20 protein-coding genes are annotated in these 15,909 nt (G+C 64.8%); 4 read left to right on the forward strand and 16 right to left on the reverse strand.

Going from position 1 to position 15,909, the window contains the following annotated elements:
* Positions 1 to 10: 10 nt before the first annotated feature.
* The 13 genes from V6590_RS15785 to ffh all read right to left on the reverse strand — a co-directional run bounded on the left by V6590_RS15785 (position 11) and on the right by ffh (position 10,051).
* Entirely contained in the window at positions 11 to 718 is a 708-nt protein-coding gene (locus V6590_RS15785; RefSeq protein ID WP_335424647.1) for a response regulator transcription factor, read from the reverse strand.
* Positions 715 to 2,622: a hybrid sensor histidine kinase/response regulator gene (locus V6590_RS15790; protein ID WP_335424648.1), complete on the reverse strand. Its 1,908-nt coding sequence runs from the start codon at positions 2,620 to 2,622 to the stop codon at positions 715 to 717. The genes V6590_RS15785 and V6590_RS15790 overlap by 4 nt, the downstream gene beginning before the upstream one ends.
* 72 nt (positions 2,623 to 2,694) lie before the next feature.
* Positions 2,695 to 3,513 carry a tRNA (guanosine(37)-N1)-methyltransferase TrmD gene (gene trmD / locus V6590_RS15795; RefSeq protein ID WP_335424649.1) on the reverse strand — a complete coding sequence of 273 codons (819 nt, stop codon included), beginning with the start codon at positions 3,511 to 3,513 and terminating at the stop codon, positions 2,695 to 2,697.
* A 69-nt stretch (positions 3,514 to 3,582) separates the two neighbouring features.
* Entirely contained in the window at positions 3,583 to 4,512 is a 930-nt protein-coding gene (locus V6590_RS15800; RefSeq protein ID WP_335424650.1) for a hypothetical protein, read from the reverse strand.
* 67 nt (positions 4,513 to 4,579) lie between these two features.
* On the reverse strand, positions 4,580 to 5,083 hold the full coding sequence (gene rimM, locus V6590_RS15805; protein ID WP_335424651.1) for a ribosome maturation factor RimM: 504 nt from the start codon (positions 5,081 to 5,083) through the stop codon (positions 4,580 to 4,582).
* Between the two features lies 1 nt (position 5,084).
* The gene (gene bluB, locus V6590_RS15810; RefSeq protein ID WP_335424652.1) at positions 5,085 to 5,717 is read right to left on the reverse strand and encodes a 5,6-dimethylbenzimidazole synthase; all 633 of its coding nucleotides are present in this window, start codon (positions 5,715 to 5,717) and stop codon (positions 5,085 to 5,087) included.
* A 10-nt stretch (positions 5,718 to 5,727) separates the two neighbouring features.
* A complete protein-coding gene (gene rpsP, locus V6590_RS15815) occupies positions 5,728 to 6,081 on the reverse strand; it encodes a 30S ribosomal protein S16 (RefSeq protein WP_335424653.1) in 354 nt (117 codons plus the stop codon).
* A gap of 48 nt (positions 6,082 to 6,129) precedes the next feature.
* Positions 6,130 to 6,426, reverse strand: a complete 297-nt coding sequence (locus V6590_RS15820; protein WP_335424654.1) for a chorismate mutase — start codon at positions 6,424 to 6,426, stop codon at positions 6,130 to 6,132.
* The gene (locus tag V6590_RS15825; protein ID WP_335424655.1) at positions 6,423 to 6,929 is read right to left on the reverse strand and encodes a GNAT family N-acetyltransferase; all 507 of its coding nucleotides are present in this window, start codon (positions 6,927 to 6,929) and stop codon (positions 6,423 to 6,425) included. The genes V6590_RS15820 and V6590_RS15825 overlap by 4 nt, the downstream gene beginning before the upstream one ends.
* Positions 6,926 to 7,480: a GNAT family N-acetyltransferase gene (locus V6590_RS15830; protein WP_335424656.1), complete on the reverse strand. Its 555-nt coding sequence runs from the start codon at positions 7,478 to 7,480 to the stop codon at positions 6,926 to 6,928. Before V6590_RS15830 ends, V6590_RS15825 begins: the two co-directional genes overlap by 4 nt.
* Positions 7,474 to 8,013 carry a GNAT family N-acetyltransferase gene (locus V6590_RS15835; RefSeq protein WP_335424657.1) on the reverse strand — a complete coding sequence of 180 codons (540 nt, stop codon included), beginning with the start codon at positions 8,011 to 8,013 and terminating at the stop codon, positions 7,474 to 7,476. Before V6590_RS15835 ends, V6590_RS15830 begins: the two co-directional genes overlap by 7 nt.
* Entirely contained in the window at positions 8,010 to 8,549 is a 540-nt protein-coding gene (locus V6590_RS15840; RefSeq protein ID WP_335424658.1) for a GNAT family N-acetyltransferase, read from the reverse strand. Before V6590_RS15840 ends, V6590_RS15835 begins: the two co-directional genes overlap by 4 nt.
* Positions 8,546 to 10,051, reverse strand: a complete 1,506-nt coding sequence (gene ffh / locus V6590_RS15845; RefSeq protein WP_335424659.1) for a signal recognition particle protein — start codon at positions 10,049 to 10,051, stop codon at positions 8,546 to 8,548. The genes V6590_RS15840 and ffh overlap by 4 nt, the downstream gene beginning before the upstream one ends.
* Before the next feature lie 372 nt (positions 10,052 to 10,423).
* Here ffh and V6590_RS15850 point away from each other — a divergent pair, with 372 nt between their 5' ends.
* From V6590_RS15850 to V6590_RS15860, 3 genes are all read left to right on the forward strand, one after another.
* Positions 10,424 to 11,305: a LysR family transcriptional regulator gene (locus V6590_RS15850; protein ID WP_335424660.1), complete on the forward strand. Its 882-nt coding sequence runs from the start codon at positions 10,424 to 10,426 to the stop codon at positions 11,303 to 11,305.
* A gap of 20 nt (positions 11,306 to 11,325) precedes the next feature.
* Positions 11,326 to 12,207, forward strand: a complete 882-nt coding sequence (locus V6590_RS15855; RefSeq protein ID WP_335424661.1) for a DMT family transporter — start codon at positions 11,326 to 11,328, stop codon at positions 12,205 to 12,207.
* Between the two features lie 82 nt (positions 12,208 to 12,289).
* Entirely contained in the window at positions 12,290 to 13,327 is a 1,038-nt protein-coding gene (locus V6590_RS15860; RefSeq protein ID WP_335424662.1) for an LLM class flavin-dependent oxidoreductase, read from the forward strand.
* Positions 13,328 to 13,386: 59 nt separating this feature from the next.
* On the opposite strand, the gene V6590_RS15865 is transcribed toward V6590_RS15860, so the two are convergent.
* The 3 genes from V6590_RS15865 to V6590_RS15875 all read right to left on the reverse strand — a co-directional run bounded on the left by V6590_RS15865 (position 13,387) and on the right by V6590_RS15875 (position 15,287).
* On the reverse strand, positions 13,387 to 13,761 hold the full coding sequence (locus tag V6590_RS15865; RefSeq protein WP_335424663.1) for a hypothetical protein: 375 nt from the start codon (positions 13,759 to 13,761) through the stop codon (positions 13,387 to 13,389).
* 10 nt (positions 13,762 to 13,771) lie between these two features.
* On the reverse strand, positions 13,772 to 14,548 hold the full coding sequence (locus V6590_RS15870) for a DUF6478 family protein (RefSeq protein WP_335424664.1): 777 nt from the start codon (positions 14,546 to 14,548) through the stop codon (positions 13,772 to 13,774).
* 118 nt (positions 14,549 to 14,666) lie between these two features.
* Positions 14,667 to 15,287 carry a cation transport ATPase gene (locus V6590_RS15875; RefSeq protein ID WP_335424665.1) on the reverse strand — a complete coding sequence of 207 codons (621 nt, stop codon included), beginning with the start codon at positions 15,285 to 15,287 and terminating at the stop codon, positions 14,667 to 14,669.
* Between the two features lie 157 nt (positions 15,288 to 15,444).
* Here V6590_RS15875 and V6590_RS15880 point away from each other — a divergent pair, with 157 nt between their 5' ends.
* Positions 15,445 to 15,909 carry a heme-degrading domain-containing protein gene (locus tag V6590_RS15880; protein WP_335424666.1) on the forward strand — a complete coding sequence of 155 codons (465 nt, stop codon included), beginning with the start codon at positions 15,445 to 15,447 and terminating at the stop codon, positions 15,907 to 15,909.

Here is a 15,909-nt window from a genome sequence, read left to right on the forward strand (position 1 = left end):
CGACAGCGCATCAGCCCCAGGTGACATCACCCAGAAAGATATACCCCGCGCCATAGATCGTCTTGATCAGCGTGGGGTTCTTCGGGTCTTCGCCCAGCTTGGTGCGCAGGCGCGAAATGCGTACATCCATCGCGCGGTCAAAGCTTTCGCCCGCCCCGCCGCCCAATGAATCCTGCATCTGCGCGCGGCTGATCAACCGTTTCGGGCTTTCCAGAAACAGCCGCAGCACCTCGCCTTCGGCATGGCTGAACGGGGTTTCGCTGCCATCGGCGGCGATCAGCAGGTAGCGATCAAACAGGGCCGTCCAGCCGTTGAAATGCGCCGTTTGCGCCGCCCGATCCGGCTCGGCCCGGGCCTTGCGCAGCCGGGCACGGACACGGGCCACCACCTCGGCCGGATCGAAAGGCTTGATGATATAGTCATCGGCCCCCAGCTCCAGCCCGGTCACCCGATCCTGCACCTGCGCCCGCCCTGAAATGATGATGATCGAAGCCCCGGATTCCAGCGCCAGCCGATGCACCACTGCCAGCCCGTCGCGATCGGGCAGACCCAGATCAACCAGACAGACATCCGGGGCCATCCGCTTGAGCGCCGCTTCGAATTCGGTGGCCCGGCCATGGGTCGTGACACGATACCCCGCCTCCTCCAGCGCATCGGCCAGCATGCGACGGATTTCGGGTTCATCATCCAGAATCGCGATATGGGGGGATTTTGTCATTTCAGCACAGTCTGCAGGGCGGCCGAAAGACCTGCCGCATCAAAGGGTTTTCCGATCACCGGCACGGGGGCGGTGGCGCGGCGCGGATCGGCCGCCGGCAGGGCCGACATCAGCAGGCAAGGCGGCCCCTGCCCCAGCAGATCGCGGACCAGATCGGCCCCGCTTTCGCCGCCCAGCTGGATATCCGACAGCACAAGACCAAGGCCCGGCAGGCTGACAAGCTGCCGCGCTTCGGCCAGACTGGCGGCCTCGACCACCGCATGACCCAGATCGCGCAGCATTTCGCGCACGGATTCGCGGATATCCGGGTCATCTTCCACCAGCAAGACCAGCAGCGGCGCGGGCGGGCTGACCACGGGCCGGAACGGCAGGCGCAGCGACACGACGGCCCCGCCACCTTCACGATTGGCCAAGCGCACCGATCCGCCTGCCAGGGTGATCTGATCATAGACCATCGACAGGCCAAGCCCCGACCCCTGCCCGCCTTTGGTGGTGAAGAACGGGTCCAGTGCCTTTTCCAACGCCTCGGACGAAAAGCCGGGGCCGTCATCCTCGGTCTGAATTTCCAGCCAGGTGTCCCGCAGGCTGCGGGCGCAGATGCGGATACAGCCGCCCTGCATGCCCATCGCATCGCGGGCATTCAGCACCAGATTGACCAGCGCATCCTGCAGCGCCCCGGCATCCAGCAGCAGATGCGGCAGATCGCCTTCGGTCCGGGTCTCCAGCCGGGTCTGCGGCGGCAGCGTGGGCCGGGCCAGCAGGCACAGATCATCCAGCAGCGCCTGAACATCGGTCGCCACCGGCTTCAGCGCGCGCTTGCCCGAAATCGACGCGATACGATCCAGCAGAACCCCACCACGCCGGGCTGCGGCAAGCGTGCCAGTGACCAATGCGCGGGCCTCATCCGGCAGCGGCAGGCGTTCCAGCCGCGATTGCAGGCCAAGGATGATCGTCAGCAGATTGGCGAAATCATGTGCCACGCCCGAGGTCAGCTGTGCCGCCAGCTCGCGTTTGCGCGTCTGGGTCAGTGCGGCGCGCGTCTGCGCCTCGGCCGTCACATCCGCCGACAGGATGTAGACCCCGTTCACCGGCCCGTCGCCGATCTGATCTGGCGTAAAGGCCGCCCGGATGCGCCGCCCGGAATCGTCATGGGTGAATTCAAAGACCGAAGGCCGCCCGGTCAGCGCCTGTTCCAGATAAGGCAGGATTTTCTGGAACGTCGCCTCGCCCAAAGCCTCGCGCCCGGTCAGCCCGATGATATCCGCCGACCGGCCCGGCATCACGCTGCCCAGACGCCGGTTGGAATAGGTATAGCGCAAGTCGCGGTTCACATGGGCGATATGGGCCGGCATCATTTCAGTGGTCAGCCGGGTGCGCGCCTCCATCTCGGTCAGTTCGCGCTTGGCCTCTTCCAGCGCCGCATTGGTGGCGGCCAACGCACGGTTGGCCTGGGCCAGCCGTTCGGAATTGGCCAGAACCTCGTGCGACAGCGCATCCGACCGGGCCCGCAACATGCGTTCCTGTGTCTTGACCTCGGTGATGTCCGTATAGACGGTAACCCACCCCCCTTGGGGCAAAGGCGCCCCTTCGACCGAGATCCAGTGCCCCGAGGGGCGTTCGCGTTCCATGTAATGCGGGCGAAAGGCACGGGCGGCCTGCACCCGGGCCTGCACGGCGGCCTCCGGGTCATCAACCGGGCCATATTCGCCGCGCAACACCAGATGGCGGATGGTTTCCTCGAATCCTGCGCCTTCGGATGCCAGTTCCGGTGGCAGATCGAACATTTCCTGAAAGCGGCGGTTCCACAGGGCCAGCTTCAGATCGCTGTCATAGATCGACAGCGCCTGCTGGATCAGGTTCAACCCGGCCCGCATCAGACCGGCATGGGCCTCGTCATTCGGCATCGCATCTTCTCCCCCGGCCCATGGCTAGCATCGGGGGACCAGCACGGAAAGGGCAAATGCCCTGCAGCCGGATCAGCGTTTGCGCGCCTGCCATGCGGCCCAAAGATCGGGGCGGCGTTCAGCCGTCAGCGCCTCGGCCTGCGCCCGGCGCCATCTGGCAATTTCGCCATGATTGCCCGACAGCAGCACCGGCGGGATTTCACGCCCCTCCCAGACCGGCGGCCGGGTGAACTGCGGATGTTCCAGCAGGCCATCGGCAAAGCTTTCCTCTTCGGTCGAGGCATGGTTGCCCAGAACGCCGGGGATCAGCCGCACGGTCGCATCAATCATCGCTTGCGCCGCGATTTCGCCCCCGGTCATCACGAAATCGCCCAGGCTGACCTCTTCGATGCCATAGGCATCGATCACCCGCTGATCCACCCCTTCGAACCTGCCACAGAGCAATGTCAGCCCATCCGCCGCCGCCCAGGATTGGGCGCGGGCCTGGGTAAAGGGTGTGCCGCGGGGCGAGAGGAATACGATCGGCCAGCGCGCCCGATCGACAGGTGCGCCACGCTGCGCCTGAGCCAACGCCGCCGCCACCACATCGGCGCGCAGCACCATGCCCGCCCCCCCCCCGGCCGGGGTATCATCGACATTGCGATGCTTGCCGATCCCGAAAGGCCGCAGATCGATGGTTTCCAGCGCCCAAAGCCCCATATCCAGCGCCTTGCCTGTGAGCGACAGGCCCAGGGTGCCGGGGAAGGCTTCGGGGAACAGGGTCACGATCCTGGCGCACCATGCGCCCTTGACCCGCTGCGGTGCCATCAGGTCGCGCGGTTGCAGGCTGGCCGAAATGGTCAGGCGGCCATGGCTTTTGGGTTTGGCGGGCGGGGCGATGTCATCGGTCATGGCCCGGGGTTCTACGCGAGGAAGCCACGCGCGGAAAGCCCCAAGCGCGGCAGCCCTGCGCGCGGATCATCAGGTCAGCGGGGCCAGCCGGGCGTTCAGCGCCAGAAGATCATCCAGCGCAGCCGCGACCGAGGCATCGGCGTCCATATCCACCTTTGCCCGGGCCGACCGCAGCGCCCCATCATTGGGGCAATCGCCCCAGGCATCGGCATCCTGTTCCAGCAATGCCACGCAGCGACGCGCCAGCAGTTCCAGCGCAGCCATGTCCTGCCCCGCCACCTGCAGCGCCTTGACCGGCGCGGCCTGCCCACGACAGATTTCAGCCACGCGCGGATCGGTCGCCTGCAGGATGAAAGCCAACCGCTCTGCCCGTGTCGGGGCGGGGGCACCGACGCGCTGATGCAGCACATCGAGCAATTCGTCCGCAGCCATGTGATTGCCAAGTGCAGAAAGGTGATCCTGCAACCGGGCCGGGGTGGTGCTGTCGGGCAGATCGGCCAAAGGCTGGGTCAGGCGTGCGGCCAGCAACTGGCGTTCGGTCCGGTCTTCCCGGCTTGCCGCCGTGGCGGACCGGGCGGCGGTTACCGGCATCTGCTCCAGCGCCTCGTCCAGAAAACCATCCAGCGCCGCGCCCTGATCCGGGTTCCAGATCAGCCGCGCCAGCGGCACCGACAGGAAGGACAGGCCGATGGGCAACATGCCGGGCATCGACGGGTTGAACCCCATCACGCCACCGATGCCGCGCCCGATCCCGAAACAGACCGTCACCAACAAGACCTGCACCAGAAGCTTGGTCAGAAACCCGATTGCAGCTTCGGGTCGCCCCCAATCGGCAAGACTGCGCGGCCAGTCGGCCGGACGCATGATGACCAGCCAGAGCAGGAAGATCGCGGCAAAGACCGGAACCACGCTCCAGCCAAATCCCCCCAGCCCCGCCAGCAGCGGGCCAAAGTACAACAGCGCCATTGCGCCCTGCAGCAAACGAAGGCGATTGGTCATGCGGAACTGCCCATCCCTGTGGCTTTTGCCATTCTTTCCTGACGGCAGACTGCCCTGCCTAGGGCCTTTAGTCCAGCGTTTCGGGCGGATTGACAACCACCAGACCGGCAGAAAGGTCAACTGTGGGTACGTTTGCCAGCGTAAAGGGAACCAGCAGGCTGTCCTTCAACCCTGGGCCAGTGATTTCCAGAATATCACCGGCACCATGATTATGCACCGCCGCGACCCGGCCCAATTCCACCCCACCCGGATCGCGCGCCGAAAGGCCGATCAGATCCGCATGATAGAATTCGTCATCGGGCAGTTTCGGCAGGCGGGCCTTGGCGACATAGAGATGCACGCCCTTCAGCGCATCGGCCTCTTCTTTTGTTGCGACGCCCGACAGACGCGCACCCAGCCCACCCGCCACGGGGCGCGTCAACTTTACCTTGAAACTGCGGCTACCATCTTCGGTGAACAGCGGGCCATAGGCGGCGATGTCGCTGGGTTCGGCGCAGAAGCTTTTCAGCCGCACCTCGCCCTGCACGCCAAAGGCTCCGGCAATCGCGCCCACGCAGATCATTTCGGTCATCTCAGCGGCTCTCCATCTTGAGGGCGGGGGCGCGGGCTTCCCAGCCCAGCCGTTCCAGTTCGGGGCAATCGGTGCTGTCTTCCGGCCAGCCGACACAGAGATAGCCGATCAGCCGCCATGTGTCAGGCACCTGCAGATCACGGCACAGCCGGACCGGATCAAGGATCGACACCCAGCCCAGACCCAGCCCTTCGGCCCGCAGCGCCAACCAGAACTGGGTGATGGCCCCAACCACCGAATAAGCCCGGGTCTCCGCCATTGTTGCCGCGCCAAGGCCCGCGCCCTTGGGCGTGGCATCGTCGCAGAACACCGCCAGATGCACCGGCGCCTCACGCAGACCCGCCAGTTTCAGGCCCGCATAAAGCCGCGCGCGGTCACCGTCATAACTGGCCAGCGCCTCGGCATTGGCGGTTTCGAAATTCTCGATTGCTGCCGCGCGGGCAGCGGGGCTTTCCACCCGCACAAGCCGCCATGGTTCGGACAGGCCGACCGATGGCGCAAGCGAAAAGGCAAGAAGGCAGCGGTCCAGAACCGCTGCCTCCACCGGATCGGTGCGGAAGCGGCGCACATCGCGCCGCCAACGCATCAGATCCCACAGTTCCGCCCGGAAATCCGGGCCATAGCTGCCCTGCATGGGCGGCCGATCACTCTTCCGCCGGGGCGGCAGCGCGGGCGGCTTTCTTCTTGGCGCGCTCGGCCATGGCCTTGCCCGGAACGGCGGCCTTCGGGTTGTTGCGGACCTTCTTTTCGATCAGGCCGGCAGCTTCCAGGAAGCGGGCCACACGGTCGGTCGGCTGCGCGCCGTGGCCCAGCCAATGCTTGATGCGCTCGGCGTTCAGGCGGATACGGTCTTCGCTGTCCTTGGCCAGCAGCGGGTTATAGGTGCCCAGCTTTTCGATAAAGCGGCCATCGCGCGGCATGCGCGAGTCAGCGGCAACGATCGCGTAGAACGGGCGCTTTTTCGAGCCGCCACGGGCCAGACGGATTTTCATGGACATGGGGTATCTCCTTCAGGTGTCCTAGGGAAGGCAGGGGTCAGCCCCGGCCTACTTTTGCAGTTTCTCGTGATGCCTGATGACTTCGGAAATGATGAAGTTCAGGAATTTCTTCGCAAAATCCGGATCAAGATCCGCCTCTTGCGAAAGACGCTCCAACCGTTCGATCTGCCGCGCCTCGCGCGCAGGATCGGACGGGGGAAGTTCGTGTTCGGCCTTCAGCCGGCCCACCGCCTGGGTGTGCTTGAACCGTTCGGCCAGCGTATAGACCAGGATCGCATCCAGCCGGTCGATGCTTTCGCGGTGTTCGCGCAGAATTTCCGCTGCGCGGGTGATGGCGTCGCTCATGCGGGTCTCCTGTGGCGAAAGACAAGATCGCTGGGATCGGGGCGGGGGGCATCGGCGTCCGGCACGGCACCGAGCCGCAGGGCCACTGCCTGCGAGGCCAGATTGTCGGCATCGCAATAGCTGACCAGCGACGGATAAGACAGTTGGGCAAAGGCCCAATCCCGCAGGGCGGCGGCGGCTTCGGTTGCGTAGCCCTGCCCTTCGAACCCGTCGTAAAGCGTCCAGCCCAGTTCGGGTTCGGGGAACAGCGGCCCGGCATTCAGCACGATTTCGCCCATGACAACGCCATCGGCACTGTGCGTGATCGCAAGGCCACCATGGCCATACAGCGCCCAGCCCGCGACATCGTGGCAAAACAGCGACCATGCGCCGAAACTGTCAAACGGCCCGCCCATGCCGCGCGCACGCGGGCTTTGCAGACAGGCGGCAAAGGCCGGATAATCGGCCAAGGTGAAGGGCCGCAGGGTCAGACGTGCGGTGGTCAGGATCGGTGCCGCAGTCATGCATAGGCCTCCGCACCACCATCAGCCAGCGCGTCAGGCGACGGATGCCGCCAGATGCCGCTTTCGCCATATTGTTCATGCAGGAAAGTGCCATCCGGCACACAGCCCATGCGCCGTGCCAGGGCCTGCGACCGCGTGTTGGTTGGCGCGATCAGACTGATGACCGTGGGCCAGCCCAGCACGTCATAGGCATAGGCCCGGCCCGCCAGCGCAGCCTCATGGGCCAGCCCCTTGCCCTCTGCCTCAGCCGCCCAGACCGACCAGCCGATTTCCGGCTCGGGCCAGCCTTCGGGGAACCACGGGCCGCTCATGCCCAATGCCGCACCGCTGGCGCGGTCGGTGAAGATGAACATGCCGTATCCGCGATGAACCCAATGCCCGGTGATATGGCAGAAGCCACGCCAGGCAAGGCCCCGGCTGATCGGCCCGCCGATATGGCCGGACCGCTCTGTCGCCATGAAGGCGGCGAAGACCTCGAAATCCGCCGTCACGGGCGCGCGCAGGATCAGCCGTTCGGTTTCCAGCACCGGGGTGGGACCATAGGTCAGCATGCCAGCCCCCGCAGATCGTGGCGGATCACCACATCGGTCGGATCACTGCCCGGCGCATCCACCTGCACGCCCCCCAGACGCAGGCCAAGCGCGATGGACCGCGCATTGCCCGGATCAATGTAATTGTCGATGTGATCCCAACCGAAGGTCGTTGCCGCCCAGACCATGACCGCGCGCGCACCTTCGGCGGCATAGCCCTTGCCTTCGGCTGCATCGGTCACAAACCAGCCGAGTTCGGGTTCCGGATAGCCCTCGGGCTGATAGATGCCGACCTCGCCCAGATAGGCACCGCTTTGGCGATCCTCCATCGAGAAGGGGCCAAACCCCATCAGCGGCCATTGCCCGACTTCCGAGGCGAAGATGCGCCATGCCTGTTCGCGGCTGAACGGGCCCCCTTCCCAGACCGACCGGTCCGAGGCGTAAAAGGCCAAACGATGCGCAAAATCGCCATGACAGGGCATGCGCAGACGCAGCCGTTCCGTCAGCAATTCGGGGGCCGTCGGATGCAGGATATGGATGGGTCGCGCGATCATGCCCGCCCCCCTGCATGATAGCGATAGACGATATCGCCTGCATCCTGCACCGGGGCCTCCGGGTCCAGCACACCGCCCAGCCGTTCGCAGAGCCGGTGCGACCGGTGATTGCGCGGATCGGTAAAGCTGATTGCGGTGGTATAGCCACTGTTGGCGAAGAACCAGTCGCGCGCCGCTGTGGCGGCCTCAAAGGCCAGGCCCTGCCCTTCGTCGGCGGCGTTCCACAGGCTCCAACCCAGTTCGGGTTCGGGATGGGTGTCGGGGAAGAAGGGGCCTATGCCGCCAATGCCTTCGTCCGATCCATGCCGGGTAACCGTGAACAGGCTGAACCCATGCTTGCGCCATTGGTCAAGCAGCGCCTGGGTTTCGACCGTCAGTTCCTCCAGCGACCATGGCCCGCCCATCAGCGCCGACCGGTCCGAGGCCCAGAACGGAAAGCTGATGGCCACATCCGCCATCACCGGCTTGCGCAGGCGCAAGCGTCCGGTCACAAGGACCGGATCGCCATATGCGTCCTGTTCAAGCCGATAGGTCATTTCTTCTTCATCAGCCCCGAAAGGCCCGCAGGCAAGGACAGGCCACGACCAAGGCCCGGCAAGCCACCGCCCATGCCGCCCATACCGGATTTCATGGCGCGCGCGGCTTCTTCCAGTTGCGCGGGATCCATGTTCTTCAGATCGGGCATGGCGCCGCCCTTGGCGCCCATCATCGCCTTGACGGCCTGTTTCATCATGCCGCCCTTGCCCATCTTCTTCATCATGTCGGCCATCTGCTTGTGCTGTTTCAGCAGACGGTTCAATTCGGCCACTTCAAGCCCGGCCCCTGCGGCAATGCGCTTCTTGCGGCTGGCCTGCAGCAGGTCGGGATTGGCGCGCTCCTTCTTGGTCATCGAATTGATCAGCGCGATCTGGCGGCGCAGCATGCGATCATCAAAGCCCGCCTCTTCAGCGGCCTTGGCCATCTTGCCCATGCCCGGCAGCATGCCCATCAGGCCCTGCATGCCGCCCATCTTCATCATCTGTTCAAGCTGGGACTTCAGGTCGTTCATGTTGAACAGACCCTTGGCAAAGCGCCGGGCCATCCGTTCGGCCTGTTCGGCCTCGAACGTTTCGCGCGCCTTTTCGACCAGCGCGACGATGTCGCCCATGCCCAGAATCCGGCCTGCCACCCGTTCGGGTTCGAAGGCGTCGATGGCATCCATCTTTTCGCCCAGACCCACAAAGCGGATCGGCTTGCCGGTGATCGCGCGCATCGACAGCGCCGCACCGCCGCGCCCGTCGCCATCCATCCGGGTCAGCACGACACCGGAAATGCCGACCTTGGCGTTGAACTCGGTCGCCACATTCACGGCGTCCTGGCCCGTCAGGCCATCAACCACCAGCAGGGTTTCGCGCGGCTGGGCCAGATCGCGCACCGCCTGCACTTCGTCCATCAGCACTTCGTCGATATGCAGGCGGCCTGCGGTATCGAGGAACACGACGTCATAGCCGCCCAGATTGGCCTGGGTCTTGGCGCGTTTGGCGATCTGCACCGCCGTTTCGCCCTTCACGATCGGCAGGCTGTCCACCCCGATCTGCGCGCCCAGAATTGCCAGCTGCTCCATCGCGGCCGGGCGTTGGGTATCAAGCGAGGCCAGCAGAACCTTCTTGCCGTTCTTTTCCTTCAGCCGCTTGGCAAGCTTGGCGGTGGTTGTGGTTTTCCCCGACCCCTGCAGACCGACCATCAGAATGGTGGCCGGCGGATTGTCGATCTTCAGTGCCTCGGGCTCGCCATCGCCCGCCAGCACGCGCACCAGTTCGTCATGGACGATCTTCACGACCTGCTGGCCCGGTGTCACCGATTTGGTGACGGCCTGCCCCGTGGCCTTGGATTTGACCGCCTTGATGAAATCCCGCGCCACAGGCAGCGAAACGTCAGCCTCCAGCAGCGCCACCCGCACTTCGCGCAGGGCAGTATCGACATCAGCCTCGGACAGCGCACCGGCCTTGGTCAGCCGGTCGAAGACACCGCCAAGGCGTTCGGAAAGGGATTCGAACATGGGTCTTCTCCTGTTGCCACACCAAGTTTCCCGGCTCAAATAGGATATGGCACCCGTGGGCGCAACGCGCTGACGGATGGCGATCCCCTCATGAGCGAAGGGACCGGAAGCGCAGGCCTCCGGGGAATTCTGTTGGGCGATACGCCTTCGGATCGCCAGAGTCAAGCGCAAGCCCTACCACAGCATGGGCTGACAGCACCAAGGGACGACGGGCGATGCGATCCTGTGCCAGACCGTGCGGCTGCCGAGGTGACCCGTGCCGCGCAGAAATCGCTTGCGGCCTGACGTCGGGCAATCCGCTTTGCATACAGGATTGCGACTTGTGGCCACCCACCATGAAGGTAAGCTGTCGCCATCAGGATGGAGGCGCGCATGGAGAACTGGGACGAAATCCGGACCGCCTTTCAAGTCGCCCGGCTTGGCACCGTGTCGGGGGCGGCAGAGGTTCTGGGCGTGCATCACGCCACGGTCATCCGGCATATCGACGCCCTGGAAAGGCGGCTGGGGGCCAAGCTGTTCCAACGCCATGCCCGCGGCTACACCCCGACCGAAGCCGGGCGTGATCTTCTGGGCGTGGCGCAAGCGACCGAAGATCAATTCAGCCAATTGGCCAGCCGCATCAAGGGCCAGGGCGAAACGGTGGCGGGTGAGTTGGTCGTCACCTCGATTTCCGGTCTGGCCGGTCTGCTCTCGCCGGTGCTGACCAGCTTTCAATGCCAGCATCCGGCGCTGATCGTGCGGTTCCTGACCGATCTGCGCCTGTTCCGGCTGGACTATGGCGAGGCGCATGTGGCGATCCGCGCCGGGGCCATTCCCGAAGAGCCCGACAATGTGGTGCAACCCTTGATCCGTGTGCGCACCGGTCTTTACGCCACCCGCGCCTATGTGGAACAGCACGGCAAGCCGGAAGGGCCGCAAGATTTTGCAGGTCACCGCTTCATCGGGGCGGATAACGCACTGAGCCGGGCCCCGTTCCACCGCTGGCTGCGCGATACCGTGCCGCTGGACCAGGTGGTCTATCGCGCCACAGAACCCGCAGCGCTGGAGGCTGCCGTGAAATCGGGGGCCGGGATCGGCTTTTTGTCGCATTACATTGCCGTCGAAGACCCGTCTCTGGTGGAAATCATGGCCCCGAGGGACGATTGGGCCGCGCCGCTCTGGCTGGTGACCCATGTCGATCTGCACCGCACCTTGAAGGTGCAAAGCTTCCTTGCCCATCTGAAGGCTGCAGTCACCGGCTGGACCACCGTATGACACCGATCCTGACGCGGAACATGGCCCCGGCATCCCGGCAGGGGCATCTGGCCATGCTGGCCTTTTCGGCGCTGGTTGCAGGGTCGTTTTCACTGGGGGCCATGGCTGCGCCGCATATCAGCCCTGCCGCCCTGACCGTGCCGCGCTTCGCGCTGGCAGGTGCCTTGGTGGGCGCGGCAGCCTTTGCCACCACCGGCATCCGGCGCAGCGCCTTTGTTGCCCCCTGGCGCTATGTGGTGTTGGGCGGGTTGCTGGCCTGTTACTTCGTGCTGATGTTCGAAGGGCTGAAAACCGCCGCCGCTGTTCCGGCCGCCGCCGTCTTTACCCTGACCCCGCTGATGGCAGCGGGATTTGGCTGGCTCTTGCTGCGGCAGGCCACCACCCCGCGCATGGCGCTGGCGCTGGCCATCGGGGCTCTGGGCGCGGTCTGGGTGATCTTTCGCGGCGATCCGGCCGCCGCACTTCGGATGGAAGTCGGGCGCGGCGAGGCGATCTATTTCATCGGCTGCGTGGCCCATGCGATCTATGCGCCCATGGTGCGCAAGCTGAACCGGGGCGAACCTGCGGTGGTGTTCACCTTCGGCATGATGGTCGCGGGTTTCGCGCTGCTGTGCCTTTATGGCTGGCGTGATGTACTGGCAACCGACTGGCCCGCCCTGCCCGCAATCGTCTGGGTCTGCCTGATCTATGTCGCGGTCGCTGCCAGTGCGATGACCTTCGTGCTGCTGCAATTCGCCACCCTGCGGCTGCCTTCGGCCAAGGTCATGGCCTATACCTATCTGGTGCCCAGCTGGGTGTTGCTATGGGAAATCGCGCTTGGCCGCCCGGTGCCCCCGCTGATCGTGCTGGGCGGGGTGGCGCTGACAGTTCTGGCCTTGGCCCTGCTTCTCAAGGACGAATAGCGCAGGCCTTGTGCATTCGCGCAGGGCGACAAATGCCGCCCTGCCCCCTAGCTTGGCCTGACCAAGACAGGAGAAAGGCATCATGGAATTCGGGCTCGATACTTTTGGGGATGTGACGCGCCGGGCAGATGGCAGCCTCAAGCCACAGGACGAGGTGCTGCGCGATGTGGTGGCCGAAGCCGTGCTGGCCGATCAGGTTGGCGTCGATGTCATCGCGCTTGGTGAACATCACCGCGACGATTTCGCCATTTCGGCACCGGAAATCCTGCTGGCCCATATCGGCGCGAAGACCAGCCGCATCCGGCTGGGCACCGGCGTCACCGTCCTGTCCACCGATGACCCGGTCCGGCTGTACCAGCGCTTTTCCACGCTGAATGCGCTGTCAGGGGGCCGGGGCGAGGTGATCCTTGGCCGGGGGTCATTCACCGAAAGCTATCCGCTGTTCGGGCAAGACCTGTCGGATTACGAAATGCTGTTCGAAGAAAAGCTGGACCTTTTCGCCGCGCTGAACCGGGGCGGACGGGTGAAATGGCAGGGCCAGCATCGTGCGCCAGTGAATGTACCGCAGGTCTATCCGCCAGCCGGCCCGGAAGGCATCGCCACATGGATCGGCGTCGGCGGCAGCCCAGACTCGGTGGTGCGCGCCGTGCGCTATGGTCTTCCCATGATGCTGGCGATCATCGGCGGCGATCCGCGCCGGTTCCGCCCCTTTGTGAACCTGTATCACGATGCCTGGCGCCAGATCGGCGGCACAGCCAAACCGCTGGGCGTGCATTCGCCTGGCCTGATCGCCGAAACGGACGAGGCCGCGCGCGAGGCTGCCTTTACCGGCTACAAGGCGCTGCATGACCGGATCGGCCGCGAACGCGGCTGGCCACCGATCACGAAACAAGCCTTCCTGCAGGAAGTGACACAAGGCAGCCAATATGTTGGCAGCCCCGAAACCGTGGCGCGCAAGATTGCTGCGACAGTGCAGGCCCTTGGGCTGCAGCGCTTCAATCTGAAATATTCGGCGGGCACAACCCCGCATGACGATCTGATGCGATCAGTCGAGCTTTATGGCACGCAGGTCATTCCACGGGTGCGTGAATTGCTGGCGGAAACGCGTCAACCGGCCTGACCCCGGCTGTCTTGCGAAAGGGGCGACCGACCGCTGGGTCGGGCGCCGCTGCACTGATGTCAGCCCATGGTTTCCAGACAATGCCGCCGGAATGCGCGCTTGAGCATGTCCAGCTCGGCGCGCAGCAAGTCGATTTCAGCGCGCAGGTCGTCTTCCATCGCCACCCCGGTGATGATGGTGAAATGCGCCAGCTTCTCTCCGCTGGCTGCGTTGCGGAACAGGAAGGTCTGTACACCTTCCGACAGGATGCTGGCCGGAATCGGCAGGCGCACCGCATGATGGCCCGGCTGGCCCGGGATCTCGGTCACTTGCAGGCCCGGCAGCTTCTGTTCCAGATGCAGCACTTCCAGCGCGGGCTTGGCCCCGGCCCCGGTCAACACCCCTTCCCAGACCCCGCCCCGGACTCTGGTTTTCGTCAGCTGCACGTCGCTCATACCTGCCCCCTTACAGATCGGCCCGCGGCCGGCGTGACAGGGTCACATCGCGCAGGATGATCTGGTTCATCTCCGGCCCTTCGAAGATCAGGTCGATCCAGAGCTTTTCGACCCGCTTTTCATTCATCTTGGTATAGGCAAGGTCGAATTCGACCATCACCTCTTCTTCGTTCAGTGGCAGTTCACGCACCACCTGTTCCACATTCGGGCCATGCTTGATGTTCAGCCGGGCAAAGATCTCCAGCGGCTTTTCCATTTCCACAATGGCATCCAGCCGGATGATGTGGCGCAGCTTCAACCCCTGCACCGCTTCGGGCGGCAGATCGACGACCAGCGACAGGAACGACCCGTCAAAGCGGAACACGTCCATCCGCAGGCCGAAAGGCGCAAGATCGGCCTCGCGCGCGTTGCGGATCTGGCGCACGGTCAGTTCTGACCGGCGGCAATCGTGAAAGACGGTGGCACCATCGCAGATCTGCTGGCGCGAGATGACCGATGAAAAGCCCGGAACCGGGATCTGGCCCTTCCAAAGGTCGGGGCGCCAGATCCAGTCGGACCCGATCGGGCGTTTCAGCGCATTCGACCCGATGACCGGCAGCGCCAGTCGGTGTTCGGCCACATGGATCACCCTGTCCAGTTGCCGCCGCGCCATGCGGGCGCGGGTGCGCAGATCGCGCAGACGTTCCAGCCCCATGCTTTCGGAAAGCTCTGCCCAGCGCTCCCAGCGCCGCAGAAAGCGGCGCTGAACCAGCCGGTCGAGATAGCTGTCGATTTTGTTGCCCGCCATTATGCTACTGACACTGCCCGATCTGAACCGCCCCAGATTGTCATGCAATCGGAAACGATTCGTTTATCACTGTAAATGGTTCAAAACGCTAGCCCACTCCGCCACTTCCGCCGGAAAACTAGCCGGCCTGCGCTTCAACCGTTGCGGCCACGAAGCTTTCGATCAGCGCCCTGCCCTGTTCCGGCGACATCGGGCTTTCTGCCGGGCCGGTCACGGTCAGCGTGACCAGCCGCCCGGCCAGTGGCAGCACCGCACGCCAACTGTCGGGCTGGGTCGGGGCTTGGCGCCCCGGGCCGCGATCGGTCAGATGCAGCAGAAAGGCCTCGGGGATGCCCAACACCTGATGCACCGTGACATCGGCGGCCTTGCCCCGGCGGCTGAGCGCCTGACGACCGGCTGACGACCGGAAGTATCTGGCCAGTTCGGGGCCTCCATGCGCCAGATCGATCCCCGCACCTGATCCTGAGGTGCCCACGATGGCCGTCAGTACCGCCGGACTGCGCACAGATTCGCCCGAACAGCGCCCCATCAGTACAAGGGCGGTATCGTCACGCTCCAGCAGCGAGGCCGGTTCCACGCAATAGCCCTGAGGTGCAACCATGGTCACTGCGCCGCCCAGCACCTTTTGTCGCGACAAAGCCTTGCCCCCCGCGCCCGGCAGCACACAGGCTGCCAGCGCGATGCAAAGCCCAAGGCCCAGCAGCCCACTTTGGCCAAGATGACGTGATCGCTGCCCCATTTACCCCACCCCGTGTCCGGCTCTCCGGTTTTCCCGGATGTCAGGTGCCAGCGTAATTGGCTGCACAGCCGGCAACAAGCTGTCGCGAAACGCGCGCTTGACCCTGTGGCCATCGGGGCGCAGGGTCACGCGCGAACACATGCGCGGAGCAAGACCCATGCAGATCGCAGAGCTTGAGGCCGAAGCCGCCCGTCTGGAACTGCCCGCCTTTGATGCCGAAACGGCACTGAAGCTGGGGCTTTCGGCGCTGCGGCTGGCCCGTTCCGCGGCGGCCCCGGTCGTGATTGACATCCGTACGCCGCTGCAGACCCTGTTCCATGTCGCCCTGCCGGGTGCCACGCCCGAAAATGACGCGTGGGCATTGCGCAAATCGAACACAGCGCTGCATTTCGGTGTGTCTTCGCTGCTGGTGGGGGAACGGCTGCGCGCCAAGGGGCGAACCCTTGGCTATCAGGGGCTCGATGCAGCGGATTATGCCGATCACGGCGGTGCAGTGCCAATCCGTGTGGCCTCGGTCGGTGTGGTTGCCGTGCTGACGATTTCGGGCCTGCCGCAGATCGAGGATCACCGTCTGGCAGTGGCTGCACTGGAAAGCCTGCTGCCGCCAAGAATTCAGTACTGA

Origin of the sequence: Gemmobacter denitrificans (assembly GCF_036964905.1) — a bacterium.
GTDB lineage: Bacteria > Pseudomonadota > Alphaproteobacteria > Rhodobacterales > Rhodobacteraceae > Gemmobacter > Gemmobacter denitrificans.

Bases quoted from the DNA above. Each gene is read 5' to 3' on its own strand.
- V6590_RS15785 (WP_335424647.1), bottom strand. From the start codon at position 718: ATGACAAAATCCCCCCATATCGCGATTCTGGATGATGAACCCGAAATC.
- V6590_RS15830 (WP_335424656.1), bottom strand. From the start codon at position 7,480: ATGCTGACCTATGGTCCCACCCCGGTGCTGGAAACCGAACGGCTGATC.
- trmD (WP_335424649.1), bottom strand. From the start codon at position 3,513: ATGACCGATGACATCGCCCCGCCCGCCAAACCCAAAAGCCATGGCCGC.
- V6590_RS15865 (WP_335424663.1), bottom strand. From the start codon at position 13,761: ATGAGCGACGTGCAGCTGACGAAAACCAGAGTCCGGGGCGGGGTCTGG.
- V6590_RS15840 (WP_335424658.1), bottom strand. From the start codon at position 8,549: ATGACCTATCGGCTTGAACAGGACGCATATGGCGATCCGGTCCTTGTG.
- rpsP (WP_335424653.1), bottom strand. From the start codon at position 6,081: ATGTCCATGAAAATCCGTCTGGCCCGTGGCGGCTCGAAAAAGCGCCCG.
- V6590_RS15850 (WP_335424660.1), top strand. From the start codon at position 10,424: ATGGAGAACTGGGACGAAATCCGGACCGCCTTTCAAGTCGCCCGGCTT.
- V6590_RS15855 (WP_335424661.1), top strand. From the start codon at position 11,326: ATGGCCCCGGCATCCCGGCAGGGGCATCTGGCCATGCTGGCCTTTTCG.
- V6590_RS15875 (WP_335424665.1), bottom strand. From the start codon at position 15,287: ATGGGGCAGCGATCACGTCATCTTGGCCAAAGTGGGCTGCTGGGCCTT.
- V6590_RS15820 (WP_335424654.1), bottom strand. From the start codon at position 6,426: ATGAGCGACGCCATCACCCGCGCAGCGGAAATTCTGCGCGAACACCGC.
- rimM (WP_335424651.1), bottom strand. From the start codon at position 5,083: ATGACCGAAATGATCTGCGTGGGCGCGATTGCCGGAGCCTTTGGCGTG.
- V6590_RS15880 (WP_335424666.1), top strand. From the start codon at position 15,445: ATGCAGATCGCAGAGCTTGAGGCCGAAGCCGCCCGTCTGGAACTGCCC.
- V6590_RS15800 (WP_335424650.1), bottom strand. From the start codon at position 4,512: ATGACCAATCGCCTTCGTTTGCTGCAGGGCGCAATGGCGCTGTTGTAC.
- V6590_RS15825 (WP_335424655.1), bottom strand. From the start codon at position 6,929: ATGACTGCGGCACCGATCCTGACCACCGCACGTCTGACCCTGCGGCCC.
- ffh (WP_335424659.1), bottom strand. From the start codon at position 10,051: ATGTTCGAATCCCTTTCCGAACGCCTTGGCGGTGTCTTCGACCGGCTG.
- V6590_RS15870 (WP_335424664.1), bottom strand. From the start codon at position 14,548: ATGGCGGGCAACAAAATCGACAGCTATCTCGACCGGCTGGTTCAGCGC.
- V6590_RS15860 (WP_335424662.1), top strand. From the start codon at position 12,290: ATGGAATTCGGGCTCGATACTTTTGGGGATGTGACGCGCCGGGCAGAT.
- V6590_RS15790 (WP_335424648.1), bottom strand. From the start codon at position 2,622: ATGCCGAATGACGAGGCCCATGCCGGTCTGATGCGGGCCGGGTTGAAC.
- V6590_RS15835 (WP_335424657.1), bottom strand. From the start codon at position 8,013: ATGATCGCGCGACCCATCCATATCCTGCATCCGACGGCCCCCGAATTG.
- bluB (WP_335424652.1), bottom strand. From the start codon at position 5,717: ATGCAGGGCAGCTATGGCCCGGATTTCCGGGCGGAACTGTGGGATCTG.